Source organism: Nocardioides donggukensis (genome assembly GCF_014842875.1).
In the GTDB taxonomy this organism is placed as follows: domain Bacteria; phylum Actinomycetota; class Actinomycetes; order Propionibacteriales; family Nocardioidaceae; genus Nocardioides; species Nocardioides donggukensis.
Window position 1 is genome coordinate 1079205 of record NZ_JACYXZ010000001.1, and the last position, 15988, is coordinate 1095192.

Here is a 15988-nt window from a genome sequence, read left to right on the forward strand (position 1 = left end):
GGAGGCGGGCGAGGACATGGTCCCCGACGATGACCGACTCGCGGGCGACATCGAGGTCGTGGTCGGCCGGCTCGGCAAGCCGCACGGGCTGCGCGGCGAGCTGACCGTCGACGTCCGGACCGACGAGCCGGAGCGCCGCTTCGCCGACGGGACGACGCTGCGCGCGCAGCCGCCGACCGGCGCGGCCAGCCGGCTCACCAGCCTGACGGTGGCGGCCACCCGCTGGCACCAGGGGACGCTCCTGGCCAGGTTCGCCGAGATCCCCGACCGGACCGCCGCCGAGGCCGCCCGCGGGATCGTGCTGAGCCTGCGGGTGCCCGCCGACGCCGTGCCGGAGGACCCCGACGAGTTCTACGACCACCAGCTCATCGGCCTCGAGGCCGTCGATCCCGACGGGGCCGCCCTCGGGGTCGTGCGCCGCGTCGTCCACGGCGGAGCCCAGGACCTGCTCGAGATCCGCACCCCCGACGGCCGGGACGCGCTGGTGCCGTTCGTGACCGCCCTGGTGCCGGAGGTCGACCTGGCCGGCGGGCGGGTGGTCGTGGCCGACCGTCCGGGCCTGGTCACGCCGTTCGAGGACGAGTCGTGAGGGGGTCGGCATGAGGATCGACGTGGTCTCGATCTTCCCGGACTACCTGGCGCCCCTGGAGCTGTCGCTGCCCGGCAAGGCGCGCGGCGGCGGTCTGCTCGACCTGCGGGTGCACGACCTGCGGCAGTGGACCCACGACCGGCACCACACGACCGACGACACGCCGTACGGCGGCGGGGCCGGCATGGTGATGCGGCCCGAGCCGTGGGGGGAGGCGCTGGACGCGCTGGCCACCGACACGCGCCCCACCGTCGTGGTGCCGACGCCAAGCGGCGCCCGGTTCATTCAGGCGATGGCTGCCGAGCTGGCCGAGCGGGAGCACCTGGTGTTCGCGTGCGGGCGCTACGAGGGCATCGACCAGCGGGTCCTCGACCACCTCGCCGAGACGGAGCGGGTCGCGGAGGTCCGGGAGGTCTCGCTCGGCGACTACGTGCTCAACGGCGGCGAGGTGGCCGCGCTGGCGATCATCGAGGCCGTGGTCCGGCTGCTGCCCGGCTTCATGGGCAACCCCGAGTCCCTGGCCGAGGAGTCGCACGCCGACGGGCTGCTGGAGTACCCCGTCTACACCCGGCCGGCCAGCTGGCGGGGCCGCGACGTGCCGGCGGTGCTGCTCTCCGGCGACCACGCGGCGATCGCGGCGTGGCGGCACGAGCAGGCCCTGCAGCGCACCGCGGAGCGCCGTCCCGACCTGGCGCACCCGAGCCGGCTGGCGTCGGGCCCCTCGGTGGGCGGGGCGGACGGCGCCCTCGGGCAGCTGGGGGAGCTGGAGCTCCGGACGGCCCGGCCCGCGGACCTCGGCGAGATCCAGACCCTGCAGTGGGCCTGCGTCGACCCCGACCTGAGGGAGCCCCTCGACGTGCTCGGCGAGGCGCTGCTCGGCCGCACCGGGGGGGCCACCGGGTTCGTGCTCCGGGCGGCCGGGCGGCTGGTCGGGACGATCCGGTGCGAGCTGCTCCAGGACGGCACCGTGTGGCACCTCAGCATGCTCATGGTCGCCCCCGACCTGCGCGGCCGCGGGCTGGGTCGCCTGCTCCTGGAGCACGCCGAGGCGGCGGCACCGCCGTCGGTGACGACGTACCGCCTGTTCGTGGCCGGGGGCAACGAGTCCGGCACCCGCCTCTACCGCCGAGCCGGCTACCGGTCCCGGACCCCCGGCGGCACCGGATCCCCGCCCCTGATCCTCACCCTCACCAAACCCCGCCGCTCCGGATAGTCCCGGACGTGCGACACCCTTCCCGAGCCGGATCAGGGGGTCGGACGTCCGGGACCACCGACGGATTTCCGGGGTGGGGGAGTGGTGTGGCAAACTCGGCTCTCGGCCCAGTCGGCCGAAGGACCGCCCGGGGCTCCGCGAGGAGGACGGCCGGGGGGTCTGCATCCCGCTCCTGCCACAGGGGGACCGGATGCCGCCGGCCACCCGACCGGGCCGACCGAGAGACCGTCGAACGATTTCCGCGGATGACCTGTGGCAGACCGCGAGGAGTGCGCCATGACCAACGTCATCCACGAGCTGTCCGCCGCCACCCTGCGCGACGACGTCCCGGACTTCCGCGCCGGCGACACCATCAAGGTCCACGTCAAGGTGGTCGAGGGCAACCGGGCCCGCGTCCAGGTGTTCCAGGGCGTCGTGATCCGGGTCCAGGGCTCCGGCGTCGGCCGGACCTTCACCGTCCGCAAGGTCTCCTTCGGCGTCGGCGTCGAGCGCACCTTCCCGCTGCACTCCCCGATCTTCGAGAAGGTCGAGGTCGTCACCCGCGGCGACGTGCGCCGGGCGAAGCTCTACTACCTGCGCAACCTGCGCGGCAAGGCCGCCAAGATCAAGGAGCGCCGCGAGTCCTGAGTCGGCGGGTGCGCCCCCGTGATGTGGGGCGCGCCGTTAGGCTCTGCGCGTGAGCCCAGACCACGACGACCCGCCGTCACGCGGCGAGCGTCCCGCGCACGGTGAGGAGTCGAGGTCCCCGGTGAGCACTGTCTCGGAGCCCGCGTCGGGCAAGGGGAAGCGCAAGCAGCTCCCGATCTGGCAGGAGTCGATCCTGCTGCTCGGGATCGCCCTCGTGCTGGCGGTCGTGATCAAGGCGTTCCTCGTGCAGGCGTTCTACATCCCGTCGCAGTCGATGGAGCCGGGCCTGGTGCAGAACGACCGGATCCTGGTGCAGAAGGTCTCCTACTGGGGGGACGACGGTCCCGACCGCGGCGACGTGATCGTGTTCGAGGACCCGGGCGGCTGGCTCGGCCCGGAGGACACCCAGGGCCCCACGACGCTGGTCTCCAAGGCCCTGGCCAAGGTGGGTCTCTACCCCACCGGCGGCCACCTGGTGAAGCGGGTCATCGGCGTCGGTGGCGACGAGGTGGTCTGCTGCGACAAGCAGGGCCGGCTGTCGGTCAACGGCGTCACGCTCGACGAGTCCGACTACGTCAAGTCCGGGGCGTCGTGCGCGGCGCCCATGATCGACTGCTCGCTCGACGCCGGCCCGCTCCCGGAGGGGTACCTCCTGGTGATGGGCGACAACCGCGCCAACAGCGCCGACTCCACGGCCCGCATGTGTGCCGATCCGGAGGCCGAGCAGTGTCCGCCCACCCGTGGGCTGGTGAAGGTCGACGACGTCGTGGGCAAGGTCTTCGCCCTGGTCTGGCCGCGGGACCGGTGGGACCACGTGACCCGCCCCGACGTCTTCGAGGACGTCCCCGACAGCCCGTGACCGGTCTCCCTCGCGGCTCCACGGTACGGCGTGACGCCGGCCTCTACGGCTACGAGCGGGCGCTGCGCCGGGCCGGCCTGGCCCCGGTCGCCGGCGTCGACGAGGCCGGGCGCGGAGCCTGCGCCGGACCCCTCGTGGCGGCGGCGGTGATCCTGCCCGAGGGACGAGCCGGCATCGTCCCCGGGCTGGCCGACTCCAAGCTCCTCACCGAGAGGGCGCGGGAGCGGTGCTACACGCAGGTCGTCCGCCGGGCGGTCGCCTGGTCGGTGGTCGTGGTCGAGGCGGAGGAGTGCGACCGTCTCGGGATGCACGTCGCCAACCTCGAGGCGCTGCGACGCGGGGTGAGCCGGCTCGACGTGCGGCCCGGCTACGTGCTGACCGACGGCTTCGCCGTGGACGGCCTGGACGTGCCCGGGCTGGCGGTCTGGAAGGGGGACCGGGTCGCCGCCTGCATCGCCGCCGCGTCGGTGCTGGCCAAGGTGACCCGGGACCGGATCATGGTCGGCCTGGACGCGACCTACCCGGCGTACGGGTTCCGGGTGCACAAGGGCTACGTCACCGACCTGCACACCGAGCGACTCGCGGCGCACGGCCCGTCCCCGGAGCACCGGATGAGGTTCGTCAACGTGCGCCGGGCGGCCGGGGCCGAGCCCTCGGCCGGTCCGGTGCCTGCGGGATCGCGGCACCGCCTAGGCTGGTCCCGTCCCGCGACCCCGGAGGAGGCGTCATGAGTGCCGAGGATCTCGAGAAGTACGAGACCGAGATGGAGCTCAACCTCTACCGGGAGTACCGCGACGTCGTCGCGATCTTCAAGTACGTCGTCGAGACCGATCGCCGCTTCTACCTGTGCAACCAGGTCGACGTGAAGGCCCGGACCGAGGGCGGCGACGTCTTCTTCGAGGTCTCGATGACCGACGCCTGGGTGTGGGACATGTACCGCCCGGCCCGCTTCGCCAAGAACGTCAAGGTGCTCACCTTCAAGGACGTGAACGTCGAGGAGCTGGCCGCGGCCGACATCGACCTGCCCAAGTCCTGACGGTTCCCTGACCGTCCGAGGCCCACCCGGGCCGGGTCCCGTCCACAGGCGGCGGACCCGCAGCCGTCCTCCACAGGGCCGGTCGGCCGGCACGGCACGGGGGCGGAGCGCTGCGCGAGGCTGGTCGCAGGAGGTCAGCCGATGACACGACGACGCAGCCGATGACGCGCGTACCGGCCCCGACGGGCGACCGGGCGGCGCTGGGTGCCTACGGCGAGGTGCTCGCCGCCCAGCACCTGCGGGCGCTCGGGATGGTGCTGCTCGACCACAACTGGCGCTGCCCGGCCGGCGAGCTGGACCTGGTCCTGCGGGACGGGAGCGCGGTGGTCTTCTGCGAGGTGAAGACCCGTCGGTCCTCGGCGTACGGCTCCCCGCTGGAGGCGGTGACCGCACACAAGGCGGCCCGGCTCCGACGGCTCGCGGCCCGGTGGCTGGAGGCGCACGACGTCCGCCCGCGCGAGGTGCGGATCGACCTGGTGGGCATCGTCTGCCCGCGCTCGGGGCCGCCCGTGCTGGACCACGTCGCGGGGGTCTGCTGATGCCGGTCGCGACCACCCGCACGATCACGTTGCAGGGTGCGGTCGGGCACCTGGTCGACGTCGAGGTCGACGTCTCGCAAGGGGTCGTGGCCACGAGCCTGGTCGGGCGCCCGGACGCCGCCATCAACGAGAGCCGGGACCGGTGCCGGACCGCCGTCACCAACAGCTCGCTCGAGTGGCCGGCCACCCGCCGGGTGACGATCCTGCTCTCGCCCGCCGACCTGCCCAAGCGCGGGCCGCACTTCGACCTCGCCATCGCCACCGGCGTCCTGGCCGCGTCCGGTCAGGTGCCCCGCCCGGCGCTGGCGGGCACGGTCCTGATCGGCGAGCTGACCCTCGAGGGCCGGCTGCGGACCGTGCCGGGGGTGCTGCCGATGGCGATGGCGGCCGCAGCCCGGGGGATCACCCGGGTGCTGGTGCCCGAGCCCCAGCTCCCGGAGGCCGCGCTGGTGCCGGGCCTGACCGTCCTGGGCCTGCGCTCCCTCTCGCAGGTGGTCGCCGTGCTGCGCGGGGAGGAGGTCCCCGAGGCGCCGCCGGTCGCCAGCGCGCCGTCCACCGGCCTGCTGAGCTGGCGCGGGCAGGACCGGCTCTGCGACCTCGACCTCTCCGACCTGCTCGGCATGCTCGACCCGCGGTACGCCGCCGAGGTGGCGGTGGCCGGCGGGCACCACCTGCTCCTGAGCGGGCCGAAGGGCGCCGGCAAGACCTCGCTGGCGGAGCGGCTGCCCGGCCTGCTCCCGGACCTCAGCACCGAGGAGGCGCTGGAGCTCACCGCGATCCACTCGCTGGCGGGGACCCTGGACGGTGACGCCGGGCTGCTGGTCCGGCCGCCGTTCTTCGCCCCCCACCACACCTCGACCCGGGCCAGCCTGCTCGGGGGCGGCACCGGCCGGGTCCGACCCGGGGAGCTCAGCCGGGCGCACACCGGGGTGCTCCTGCTCGACGAGTTCCCCCTGTTCGCCTCCGACATCCTCGAGGCGCTGCGACAGCCGCTGGAGTCGGGGGAGGTGACGATCGCCCGGGGGGAGGAGACCGCGACCTACCCGGCCCGGGCGATGATCGTGCTCGCCTGCAACCCCTGCCCCTGCGGGGACTACACCCCCGACCCGATCGGCAACCAGTGCGTGTGCCCCGAGGTCCGGCGCCGCGACTACCGACGCCGGCTGACCGGGCCGGTGGTCGACCGGATCGACATCACCCGGCACGTCCGGCCGGTGCCGGTCCACGAGGCCGGCGATCCGTTGGCGCGCCCCGAGCCCACCGCGGTGGTCCGGCGGCGGGTCGAGGCGGCCCGGGACCGGCAGCGCACCCGGTTCGCCGGTCGACCCTGGCGCCTCAACGCCCACGTGCCGGCCGCCGCGCTCCGCGAGGAGTGGCCACTGACGCCGGCCGCGGCCGCGGACCTGGACCGGCAGATGGCCTCCGGCAGGCTCACCCGGCGGGGGCTGACCCGGGTGCACCGGCTGGCCTGGACGGTGGCCGACCTGGCCGGCATCGACCGGCCGGGCCAGGCCGAGACCGACGTGGCCCTCCGACTCCGCTCGGGCGACCCCCTGCTCCTGTCGACGCTCCGGCCGGCCGGGTCCCATGGGTGACCGCTCGGCGGAGCGGCTGGCCCGCCTCGCCCTGGGCCGTCTCGCGGAACCGGGCGACCCGCGGCTGGCTCGTCTGGTCGCGGAGCTGGGCGCGCAGGCGGTGCACACGCACCTCCTCGGGGAGCGCGACCTGGGCGGACTGGCCAGCGACGTGGCGGCCCGGCTGGCGGACCTCGACCCGGGTCGCGACCTGGCCCTGGCCGAGCGGCAGGGCTTCCGGTTCCTGATCCCCGGGGACGGGGACTGGCCGGCCCAGCTGGGGGATCTCGACCGGTGCCCGACCGTGCAGGACCGCGGTGGAGCGCCGCTCGGGCTGTGGGTGCGGGGCCCGCTGCCCCTCAGCTCGCTCGCGGGGTCGGTGGCGGTGGTCGGCTCGAGGTCGGCCACCTCGTACGGCGCCGACGTCGCCGCCGAGATCGGGGCCGGACTCGCCGGCAGCGGCACCTGCGTGGTGTCGGGGGCGGCCTTCGGCATCGACCAGGCGGCACATCGCGGGGCACTGGCCGGGGGAGGGGACACGGTCGCTGTGCTCGCCTGCGGTGTGGACCGGGTCTACCCGGCGGCCCATCGCGCCCTGCTCGACCACATCGCCCGGCACGGTCTGGTCGTCTCCGAGCTCGCCCCGGGCTCGGCCCCCACGCGCCTGCGGTTCCTGGCCCGCAACCGCCTGATCGCGGCCCTGACCCGGGGCACCGTGGTGGTCGAGGCCGCCGTGCGCAGCGGCGCCCTCAACACCGCCAACTGGGCCGACCGGCTGCACCGGCCGGTCATGGGGGTGCCCGGCCCGGTGACGAGCGCCTCCTCGCAGGGTGTTCACCAGCTGCTCCGGGGTGGAGCCGCCGGCCTGGTGACGTCGGCGGCCGAGGTACTCGAGCAGGTGGGCGGCGCAGGCGAGCACCTGCCGGCGACTCCCCGCGGAGGGCGCCGGCCCCGCGACGGCCTGAGCGGCCGCGAGGCCCAGGTGCTCGACGCCGTGCCGGTCCACCGTGCGGCGCCCGCCGACTCGATCGCCCGCACCGCCGGGATCGGGCTGGTCGAGGTGCGCCGGTCGTTGGGACGGCTCGAGGAGCGGGGCATGGTGGTCCGCCGGGACGGGCGCTGGGCGCTCCCCGTGGAGCAGCCCTCGGGTGCTCCGGCGCGGCCACCGGGGACCGAGGCGGAGGGTTCCTAGACTGCCGGGGTGGACGACGACGAGCTCAGCGAGGCGATGGTCGCGGTGCTGGGGGACTACGAGCGGCACCTGGTCTCCGAGCGCGACCTGGCCCCGCACACGGTCCGCGCCTACCTCGGGGACGTCAGGACCCTGCTCGTCCACGCCGGGCGGCTCGGCCACGCCGGCGTCGACACCCTCGACCTGCGCTCGCTGCGGAGCTGGCTGGCGCTGCAGCAGACCACCGGCCGGTCCCGGACGACGCTGGCGAGGCGAGCCACCGCGGCCCGGGTGTTCACGGCCTGGCTGCTGCGCTCGGGCCGGGCCGAGGTCGACGCCGGCGCGCTGCTCGGCTCCCCCCGGGCCGGCCGACCGCTGCCGGAGGTGCTGCGCCCGGACGAGGCCCGGGCGCTGGTCGAGTCGGCGGCCGCGGCGGCCGACGACGGCAGCCCGGTCGGCCTGCGTGACGTGGCGATCCTCGAGCTGCTCTACGCGACCGGGATCCGGGTCGGCGAGCTGTGCGGGCTCGACGTCGACGACCTCGACTTCGAGCGGAACGTGCTCCGGGTGCTCGGCAAGGGACGCAAGGAGCGGACGGTCCCGTTCGGGCACCCGGCCGCCCGGGCCGTCCGGCGCTGGCTCGAGGACGGCCGACCCTCGCTGAGGGTCGAGGGTGCCGGCGCCGCGCTGCTCCTCGGGGCGCGGGGCCGGCGCATCGACCAGCGGGCGGTGCGCCGGATCGTGCACGCCCGGGTGGCCGAGGTGCCGGGCGCTCCGGACCTCGGCCCGCACGGGTTGCGGCACACCGCCGCCACCCACCTGCTGGAGGGCGGCGCGGACCTGAGGACCGTCCAGGAGCTGCTCGGGCACGCCTCGATGTCGACGACCCAGATCTACACCCACGTCAGCAGTGAGCGACTGCGCACCGCCTACCGTCAGGCGCACCCCCGAGCCTGACCGGGAGGCCGTCGAGCGGCAGCAGCCGCACCGGCCGTCGGCCGACCAGGTCCAGGGGGTCCAGGTAGACCTCGCCGCGGAGCCAGCCCCAGTGCAGGCAGGCCGCGGGGAGGCAGTGCGAGCCCAGGATCTCCAACCGGCCCAGGGGTGCGCCCGCGCCCACCCGCTCGCCCACCCGGACGTCCGCGACCACCGGCTCGTACGTCGTCCGGGTGTCACCGTGGCCGACGACGACCACACCCCGACCGGCGATGCGTCCGGCGAAGGTCACCCGCCCGGGCAGCGCGCTGCGCACCACGTCTCCCGGGCGTCCGCCGAGGTCCACGCCTCGGTGACCTGCGCCCCACGGCACCGACGGCGGGTCGAAGTCGGCCAGCACGGGCGGCGGCGGGCTCAGCGGCCACTCGCCGCGGATCGGCCCCACGTCGTGTGCCGGCCCCACGTCGCGGGTCGCCGGCACGTCCGCGGGGGACGCCCGGGGCTGCGCCGGGTCATGGCCGGTCGCGGGCAGGGGCGGCTGCGGCACGGGTCCGCCCGGCTCGGGCCGGGCCACCGCCGGTGCGAGGGCCAGCGGAGCCGGCAGCACGACCGGCGCCAGCACCAGGAGGGCCAGGAGCCCGGGCAGTGCCAGGAGCGCCGTCGCCAGGACGGTCCGCGGGGGAGGTCGTCGCATGCGGCCACGCTGCCCGTGGCCGCCGACGGCGGGTCGCGGCGTACCCACGCCCTGTGGACGACCCGCTCGTCGCGGCGCCCTGTGGAGGCGAGCCGGGTGGGACCGGATTCGCGGGCGGCGGCGCCGGTGGACTAGGCTGCCCCTGCAGTCCCTCCGGGGACTGACTTCGCACGTTCGCAGACCACGACGGGTTCCCCGGCACTTCCTGGGCGGGCCCGGCCACCCGTGGGCGACGATCCTCGGTCCCGGCCTGTGCAGCACGGCAGGACGGGTGGGATCGCGCGCGGCGTCAGGGCCACCGGCACCCGCCGGGGGCAGCCAACTGAAAACACTCATGGCCGGTCGCGCCGGTCCGCCTCTCCCGCGGGAGCCAAGGCGGGCGACAGCGGTGCCCGGCCAGGCAACCAGGAAGAAGAACCACATGGCAGTCGTGACCATGCGCCAGCTCCTCGAGAGCGGCGTCCACTTCGGGCACCAGACCCGGCGCTGGAACCCGAAGATGAAGCGCTTCATCATGACCGAGCGCAACGGCATCTACATCATCGACCTGCAGCAGTCGCTGGCCTACATCGACCGCTCGTACGCCTTCATCAAGGAGACCGTCGCCAAGGGCGGCACCGTGATGTTCGTCGGCACCAAGAAGCAGGCCCAGGAGGCGATCGCCGAGCAGGCGATGCGCGTCGGCATGCCCTACGTCAACCAGCGCTGGCTCGGCGGCATGCTCACCAACTTCCAGACCGTGCACCAGCGGATCAACCGCCTCAAGGAGCTCGACGAGGTCGACTTCGAGGACGTGGCCGGCAGCAGCCGCACCAAGAAGGAGCTGCTGCAGATGCGCCGCGAGCGCGACAAGCTCAACAAGTCGCTCGGTGGCATCCGCGAGATGAGCCGCACGCCGTCCGCGGTCTGGATCGTCGACACCAACAAGGAGCACCTGGCCGTCGAGGAGGCCCGCAAGTTGCGGATCCCGATCGTGGGTATCCTGGACTCCAACTGCGACCCGGACCTGGTCGACTTCCCGATCCCGGGCAACGACGACGCGATCCGCGCCGTCGGCCTGCTGACGCGGGTCGTCGCCGACGCGGTGGCCGAGGGCCTGATCGCCCGCTCGGGCGGCAAGACCGACGGCGCGCCCACCGGTGCCGACGAGCCGCTGGCCGAGTGGGAGCGTGAGCTCCTGAGCGGCGAGGCGGAGAAGACGGCCGTCGCGGCGACCGGTGGCGACGCCACCGCCACCGCGCCCGCCGCCGAGGCCACCGGTGCCGCGTCCGAGGCGCCCGCCGCCACGGCCGTCGCCGAGGCCCCGACCGAGGCTCCCGCCACCGAGGAGCCCGCCGCCGAGGCTCCTGCCGCGGAGGCCGCACCGGCCGCCGAGGCGACCGCCGCCACCGAGGGCGAGTACGGCGCCGACAGCGCCGCGCCGCTCGAGGACGGCTCGGCCCCCGAGGGCTTCGAGGTCAAGGGCAACAAGAACTCCATGAAGTTCCACGCCCCCTCCAGCCCGTGGTACTCGCGCACCGCGGCCGAGGTCTGGTTCCGCACCGCCGAGGCCGCCGAGGCCGCCGGCTTCGTGAACGCCGAGGCCAAGGCCGACGAGAAGGCCGACGAGAAGGCCTGACCGCCCCTCCACACCGGCACCACAGGCGGCCCCGCTCCTTCCGGGGCGGGGCCGCCTTCACATCCGCACCGCAACACTTCGAGGAAGAGGACCATGGCCAACTTCACCGCCGCCGACGTCAAGAAGCTCCGTGAGCTCACCAGCGCCGGCATGATGGACTGCAAGAAGGCGCTCGACGAGACCGACGGGGACTTCGACGCCGCCGTCGAGCTGCTCCGCGTCAAGGGCGCCGCCAAGGCCGCCAAGCGGGGCGAGGAGCGGACCGCCTCCTCCGGCCTGGTCGCCCAGTCCGGCGGCGCGCTGGTCGAGATCAACAGCGAGACCGACTTCGTCGCCAAGAACGACGACTTCGTGGCCGTCTCCCAGCAGATCGCCGACGCCGCCGACCAGGCGAAGGCCGGGGACACCGAGGCGCTGAAGGCCGTGACCCTCGACGGCAAGACCGTCGGCGAGGTCGTCCAGAGCCTGGCCATCACGATCGGCGAGAAGATCGAGCTCGGCCGGGTGGCGTACTTCGAGGGCAACACGGTCGCCTACATGCACAAGCGGGCCGCGGACCTGCCGCCGGCCGTGGGCGTGCTGGTCGAGTTCGAGGGCGACGACGCCGACGCGGCGCGGACCGCCGCGATGCAGATCGCCGCGATGCGCCCGCAGTACCTCAACCGGGACGAGGTGCCCGCCGACATCGTCGCGAAGGAGCGCGAGATCGCCGAGGCGACCGCCCGCGAGGAGGGCAAGCCCGAGCAGGCCATCTCCAAGATCGTCGAGGGCCGCGTCAACAGCTACTTCAAGGACACCGTGCTCCTCGAGCAGCCGTCGGTGACCGAGAACAAGCGGACCGTGCAGGCGGTGCTCGCCGACGCGGGCGTCACCGTCACCCGGTTCGCCCGGTTCGAGGTCGGCGACTGACGTCGCCCGGCCCGGACGCAGTAGGGTCGGGCCCGTCCCCGGACGACGGGGGCGGCGGTGACGAACGCACGAAGGGGAAGCCTGTGACGGCGTACGACCGAGTCCTGCTCAAGCTGTCGGGAGAGGTCTTCGGGGGCGGCAAGGTCGGGGTGGACCCCGACGTCGTCCAGAAGATCGCCCACGAGATCGCAGCCGTCGCGGAGGCCGGCGTCCAGATCGCCGTGGTCACCGGCGGTGGCAACTTCTTCCGCGGTGCCGAGCTCCAGCAGCGCGGCATGGACCGGGTCCGGGCCGACTACATGGGCATGCTCGGGATCGTCATGAACTGTCTCGCCCTCCAGGACTTCCTCGAGAAGCTGGGGGTCGAGACCCGGGTGCAGACCGCGATCGCCATGGGGCAGGTCGCCGAGCCGTACGTCCCTCGGCGGGCGATCCGGCACATGGAGAAGGGCCGCGTGGTGATCTTCGGCGCCGGGATGGGCATGCCGTTCTTCTCCACCGACACCGTCGCGGTCCAGCGCGCCCTGGAGAGCAAGTGCGACGCCGTCCTGGTCGCCAAGAGCGGCGTCGACGGTGTCTACACCGCGGACCCGCGGGTGGACCCGTCGGCCCGCAAGCTGGACCAGGTCACCTACACCGAGGCGATCGCGCAGGGCCTGCGGATCATGGACCAGACCGCCTTCGCGCTCTGCGGCGAGAACAAGCTGCCGATGGTGGTCTTCGGGATGGAGCCGGAGGGCAACATCCTCCGGGTCGTGCAGGGTGAGAAGATTGGCACGCTGGTGAGCGCCGCCGCCTGAGTCCGCGGCACGACCCGGCGCGAGCCCGACCGCAACGAGGAGGAGACACCGTGATCAAGCAGGTCCTGTCCGAGGCCGACCAGAAGATGGACAAGTCGGTCGAGGCGACCCGTGAGGAGTTCGCGGCCATCCGGACGGGTCGGGCGCACCCGAGCATGTTCGCCAAGCTGACGGCCGACTACTACGGCACGCCGACCCCGCTCCAGCAGCTCGCCTCGTTCACCGCGCCCGAGGCCCGGGTGATCCTCATCCAGCCCTACGACATGGGCGCGATGTCGGAGATCGAGAAGTCGATCCGCGACTCCGACCTCGGTGTCAACCCGGCCAACGACGGCAAGGTCCTGCGCTGCGTGTTCCCCGAGCTGACCGAGGAGCGCCGCAAGGAGTTCATCAAGATCGCCCGGGCCAAGGCCGAGGACGGTCGGGTCTCGGTGCGCAACATCCGCCGCAGCGCCAAGCAGTCCCTCGAGAAGCTCGAGAAGGACGGCGAGGTCGGCAAGGACGACGTCACCGGCGCGGAGAAGCGCCTGGACGCCGCGACCAAGAAGCACACCGACGAGATCGACGACCTCCTCAAGCACAAGGAAGCCGAGCTGCTCGAAGTCTGAGCCGGGACAGCCACATGACCACCTCCACCCCGGCCCAGAAGGACCACGGCCGGGCAGGCCGCAACCTGCCCGTCGCCGTGGCCTCCGGCGTGGTCCTGCTCGCCGCGATCGCCGGATCGCTGGCGGTCTGGAAGACGGCGTTCATGTTCATCGTCGCCGCCGCGGTGGTGGTGGCGGTCTGGGAGCTGCACCGGGGCTTCTCCGCCAAGGACATCGACCTGCCCGAGCAGCCGCTCATGGTCGGCGGCGTCGTCATGGTGGTGGTGGCCTACTTCTACGGCGCCCCGGCCCTGGTCACGGCCACCGCGGTCACGGCGCTGGTGATCATGCTGTGGCTGCTGCGCCGCGGCGTCGACGGCTACGTGCAGAACGCCAGCGCCGCCGTGTTCACGCTCGTCTACGTCCCGTTCCTCGGCTCGTTCGTGGCGCTGCTGCTCGCCGAGGGCGGCCCCACCGACTTCGACCGGTTCGACGAGGGCGTCAAGGGCATCCTGGTGTTCATCGTGGTGACGATCGCCTCGGACATCGGCGGGTACGCCGCCGGCGTGCTGTTCGGCCGGCACCCGATGGCGCCGGTGATCTCGCCGAAGAAGTCCTGGGAGGGCTTCGTCGGCTCCGCCGTCTCCTGCGTCGCGGCCGGCTGGGTGCTGGTGGTGTTCCTGCTCGACGGCCGGGCCTGGGTCGGGATCGTGCTCGGCCTGATCGTGGTCGTGATGGCGACCCTCGGCGACCTGTGCGAGTCGGTGATCAAGCGGGACCTCGGCCTCAAGGACATGTCCCAGGTGATCCCCGGCCACGGCGGCCTGATGGACCGGCTGGACTCGCTGCTGGCCACGGTCGCGCCGGTCTGGCTGCTGCTGCACTACCTCGTCTTCTGAGCGGGCCCGCCCCCCGTCGGCGGTCGCTCACCCTCCGGTGAGCCGCCTGACCGACGGCGGGACCGGCAGCCCCTCCGCCCAGGGGGCCGCGCGGGGCGCGTCGAGCACCGTGCGCACCGGCACCAGGCCGCTCCAGACGCCGGGGTCCGCATCGGCCTCGGCGGGCGTCGCCGGCCAGCCGTCGGTCACCTTGAGCAGCCAGTCGTCGCCGATCGGGAGCGTCATCGCCAGGGTGGCGGCGAGCTCCTTGCGGCTGGACCGGCGGACCTCCGCCACCCGGCCCGGGAGCACGGTGTCGGAGAACAGGTCGAGCGCCGCCTCCCGCTCCGCGTCCGGCAGCGGCGTCAAGGCCCCTCGGACGGTCGCGGAGCGGTAGTTGAGCGACGACTCGAACGTCGTCGGGGCCACGGCCAGCGCGTCCACGGCGACGACGCTGAGCACGGCCGGAGCGCCGGCCGCGACCAGGCGCAGGGCACCGGCGCCGGTCGATCCGTGCAGCACCAGGCGGTCGCCGTCCCGGGCGTAGAGCATCGGCACCGCCCACGGGCCGCCCTCCACGACGGTCGACAGCACCCCGTGCCACTGAGAGTCGAGGAGGGCGTCGAGGGCCGCCCGGTCCGCGACGCCGTACTCGGGGTGCCGGTTCAGCCCGCCCATGTGCCCTCCTCGGGTGCTCCGGGACGCGCGCGGAGGAGCCCGCCGCTGGGCCCAGTGTGGCCCAGAGGGGCCCGGTGCGGCCCGGTACGCCGACCGGGTCGTCGCCGCGAGTTCGGGGGAGCGGCCCCGGGCGTGGATAATCGGTCCGATGACCGACCAGCCGAAGACCCTGCCGCTCGTGTTCGACGAGCCGCGCGGACGCAAGAAGCCGCCGCGGCACCTCGCGGACCTCGACGAGGCGGGTCGCAAGGACCTCCTGACCGGGATGGGTCTCCCGGGGTTCCGGGCCCGGCAGCTGTCGACGCACTACTTCGGCCGGCTGGTGGACGACCCGGCCGAGATGACCGACCTGCCGGCCGGCCAGCGTGACGAGCTGGTCTCCGCCCTCCTGCCGCACCTGATGACGCCGTTGCGGACGATGGAGGCGGACCGGGGCACCACCCGCAAGACGCTGTGGAAGCTCTTCGACGGCGCCCTGGTGGAGTCGGTCCTCATGCGCTACCCCGACCGGGCCACGATGTGCGTCTCGAGCCAGGCCGGGTGCGGGATGGCCTGCCCGTTCTGCGCCACCGGCCAGGGCGGCCTGCAGCGCAACATGTCGACCGCCGAGATCGTGGAGCAGGTGCTGGCCGGGGCCAGGTCGCTGGCCCGCGGCGAGGTGCCGGGCGGTCCCGGACGGGTCTCCAACGTCGTGTTCATGGGCATGGGGGAGCCGCTGGCCAACTACAAGGCGGTCATCGGCTCCGTGCGCCGGCTGACGGACCCCTCGCCGGCCGGCCTGGGCATGTCGGCGCGGGGCGTGACGGTCTCCACGGTCGGCCTGGTCCCGCGGATGCTGCAGCTGGCCGAGGAGGGCATCCCGGTCACGCTCGCGCTGTCGCTGCACGCCCCCGACGACGAGCTGCGCAACGAGCTGGTGCCGGTCAACACCCGCTGGTCGGTGGCCGAGACCGTCGACGCGGCCTGGAACTACGCCCGCACCACCAAGCGCCGGGTGTCGATCGAGTACGCCATGATGCGTGGCATCAACGACCAGGCCTGGCGTGCCGACCTGCTCGGCGACGTCCTCAACTCCTTCGGGGACTGGGGCTGGGTGCACGTGAACCTGATCCCGCTGAACCCGACACCCGGCTCGAAGTGGACGGCCTCTGACCCGGAGGACGAGCGGGAGTTCGTCCGCCGGCTCGAGGCGAAGGGGATCCCGACCACGGTCCGCGACACCCGGGGCAGCGAGATCGACGGCGCCTGCGGTCAGCTGGCCGCCATCGACTCCTGACCGG

The 15988-nt window shown here is 73.9% G+C and carries 18 protein-coding genes; 16 read left to right on the forward strand and 2 right to left on the reverse strand.

Features of this window, described 5'->3' with window-relative positions; all coding sequences use genetic code 11:
• Positions 1–16 precede the first annotated feature (16 nt).
• The 10 genes from rimM to IE331_RS05370 all read left to right on the forward strand — a co-directional run bounded on the left by rimM (position 17) and on the right by IE331_RS05370 (position 8565).
• The gene (gene rimM, locus IE331_RS05325) at positions 17–589 is read left to right on the forward strand and encodes a ribosome maturation factor RimM (protein ID WP_192141152.1); all 573 of its coding nucleotides are present in this window, start codon (positions 17–19) and stop codon (positions 587–589) included.
• Between the two features lie 10 nt (positions 590–599).
• Positions 600–1802, forward strand: a complete 1203-nt coding sequence (trmD, locus tag IE331_RS05330; RefSeq protein WP_192141154.1) for a tRNA (guanosine(37)-N1)-methyltransferase TrmD — start codon at positions 600–602, stop codon at positions 1800–1802.
• A gap of 276 nt (positions 1803–2078) precedes the next feature.
• On the forward strand, positions 2079–2429 hold the full coding sequence (gene rplS, locus IE331_RS05335; RefSeq protein ID WP_192141156.1) for a 50S ribosomal protein L19: 351 nt from the start codon (positions 2079–2081) through the stop codon (positions 2427–2429).
• A gap of 49 nt (positions 2430–2478) precedes the next feature.
• Positions 2479–3288: a signal peptidase I gene (lepB, locus tag IE331_RS05340; protein WP_201931118.1), complete on the forward strand. Its 810-nt coding sequence runs from the start codon at positions 2479–2481 to the stop codon at positions 3286–3288.
• On the forward strand, positions 3285–4019 hold the full coding sequence (locus IE331_RS05345) for a ribonuclease HII (protein WP_192141158.1): 735 nt from the start codon (positions 3285–3287) through the stop codon (positions 4017–4019). The genes lepB and IE331_RS05345 overlap by 4 nt, the downstream gene beginning before the upstream one ends.
• Positions 4016–4324 carry a DUF2469 domain-containing protein gene (locus tag IE331_RS05350; protein WP_192141160.1) on the forward strand — a complete coding sequence of 103 codons (309 nt, stop codon included), beginning with the start codon at positions 4016–4018 and terminating at the stop codon, positions 4322–4324. Before IE331_RS05345 ends, IE331_RS05350 begins: the two co-directional genes overlap by 4 nt.
• A 161-nt stretch (positions 4325–4485) precedes the next feature.
• Positions 4486–4863, forward strand: coding sequence for a YraN family protein (locus tag IE331_RS05355; protein WP_192141162.1), 378 nt, complete (start codon positions 4486–4488; stop codon positions 4861–4863).
• Positions 4863–6458: a YifB family Mg chelatase-like AAA ATPase gene (locus tag IE331_RS05360; protein WP_192141164.1), complete on the forward strand. Its 1596-nt coding sequence runs from the start codon at positions 4863–4865 to the stop codon at positions 6456–6458. The genes IE331_RS05355 and IE331_RS05360 overlap by 1 nt, the downstream gene beginning before the upstream one ends.
• Positions 6451–7629 carry a DNA-processing protein DprA gene (gene dprA / locus IE331_RS05365; protein ID WP_192141172.1) on the forward strand — a complete coding sequence of 393 codons (1179 nt, stop codon included), beginning with the start codon at positions 6451–6453 and terminating at the stop codon, positions 7627–7629. Before IE331_RS05360 ends, dprA begins: the two co-directional genes overlap by 8 nt.
• Positions 7630–7665: 36 nt before the next feature.
• A complete protein-coding gene (locus tag IE331_RS05370) occupies positions 7666–8565 on the forward strand; it encodes a tyrosine recombinase XerC (RefSeq protein ID WP_192141752.1) in 900 nt (299 codons plus the stop codon).
• Here the strand turns inward: IE331_RS05370 and IE331_RS05375 are convergent.
• Positions 8513–9238 (reverse strand): peptidoglycan DD-metalloendopeptidase family protein, encoded by a 726-nt coding sequence (locus IE331_RS05375; RefSeq protein WP_192141175.1) that lies wholly within the window; start codon positions 9236–9238, stop codon positions 8513–8515. The genes IE331_RS05370 and IE331_RS05375 overlap by 53 nt on opposite strands.
• A 421-nt stretch (positions 9239–9659) precedes the next feature.
• Here IE331_RS05375 and rpsB point away from each other — a divergent pair, with 421 nt between their 5' ends.
• The 5 genes from rpsB to IE331_RS05400 all read left to right on the forward strand — a co-directional run bounded on the left by rpsB (position 9660) and on the right by IE331_RS05400 (position 14051).
• Positions 9660–10856, forward strand: coding sequence for a 30S ribosomal protein S2, sunset domain variant (gene rpsB / locus IE331_RS05380; protein WP_192141177.1), 1197 nt, complete (start codon positions 9660–9662; stop codon positions 10854–10856).
• Between the two features lie 93 nt (positions 10857–10949).
• Positions 10950–11765, forward strand: coding sequence for a translation elongation factor Ts (gene tsf, locus IE331_RS05385; RefSeq protein ID WP_192141179.1), 816 nt, complete (start codon positions 10950–10952; stop codon positions 11763–11765).
• An 83-nt stretch (positions 11766–11848) separates the two neighbouring features.
• Complete coding sequence (pyrH, locus tag IE331_RS05390) at positions 11849–12565, forward strand: UMP kinase (protein ID WP_192141181.1); 717 nt, start codon at positions 11849–11851, stop codon at positions 12563–12565.
• Between the two features lie 53 nt (positions 12566–12618).
• Positions 12619–13173 (forward strand): ribosome recycling factor, encoded by a 555-nt coding sequence (frr, locus tag IE331_RS05395; protein WP_318646782.1) that lies wholly within the window; start codon positions 12619–12621, stop codon positions 13171–13173.
• A 14-nt stretch (positions 13174–13187) separates the two neighbouring features.
• Positions 13188–14051, forward strand: a complete 864-nt coding sequence (locus tag IE331_RS05400) for a phosphatidate cytidylyltransferase (RefSeq protein ID WP_192141185.1) — start codon at positions 13188–13190, stop codon at positions 14049–14051.
• Positions 14052–14078: 27 nt separating this feature from the next.
• Here the strand turns inward: IE331_RS05400 and IE331_RS05405 are convergent, their stop codons facing one another.
• Positions 14079–14708, reverse strand: a complete 630-nt coding sequence (locus tag IE331_RS05405) for a pyridoxamine 5'-phosphate oxidase family protein (protein ID WP_192141187.1) — start codon at positions 14706–14708, stop codon at positions 14079–14081.
• A 148-nt stretch (positions 14709–14856) separates the two neighbouring features.
• Between IE331_RS05405 and rlmN the strand changes: the two genes are divergently transcribed.
• Complete coding sequence (rlmN, locus tag IE331_RS05410; protein ID WP_192141189.1) at positions 14857–15984, forward strand: 23S rRNA (adenine(2503)-C(2))-methyltransferase RlmN; 1128 nt, start codon at positions 14857–14859, stop codon at positions 15982–15984.
• The last annotated feature ends 4 nt before the right edge of the window (positions 15985–15988 follow it).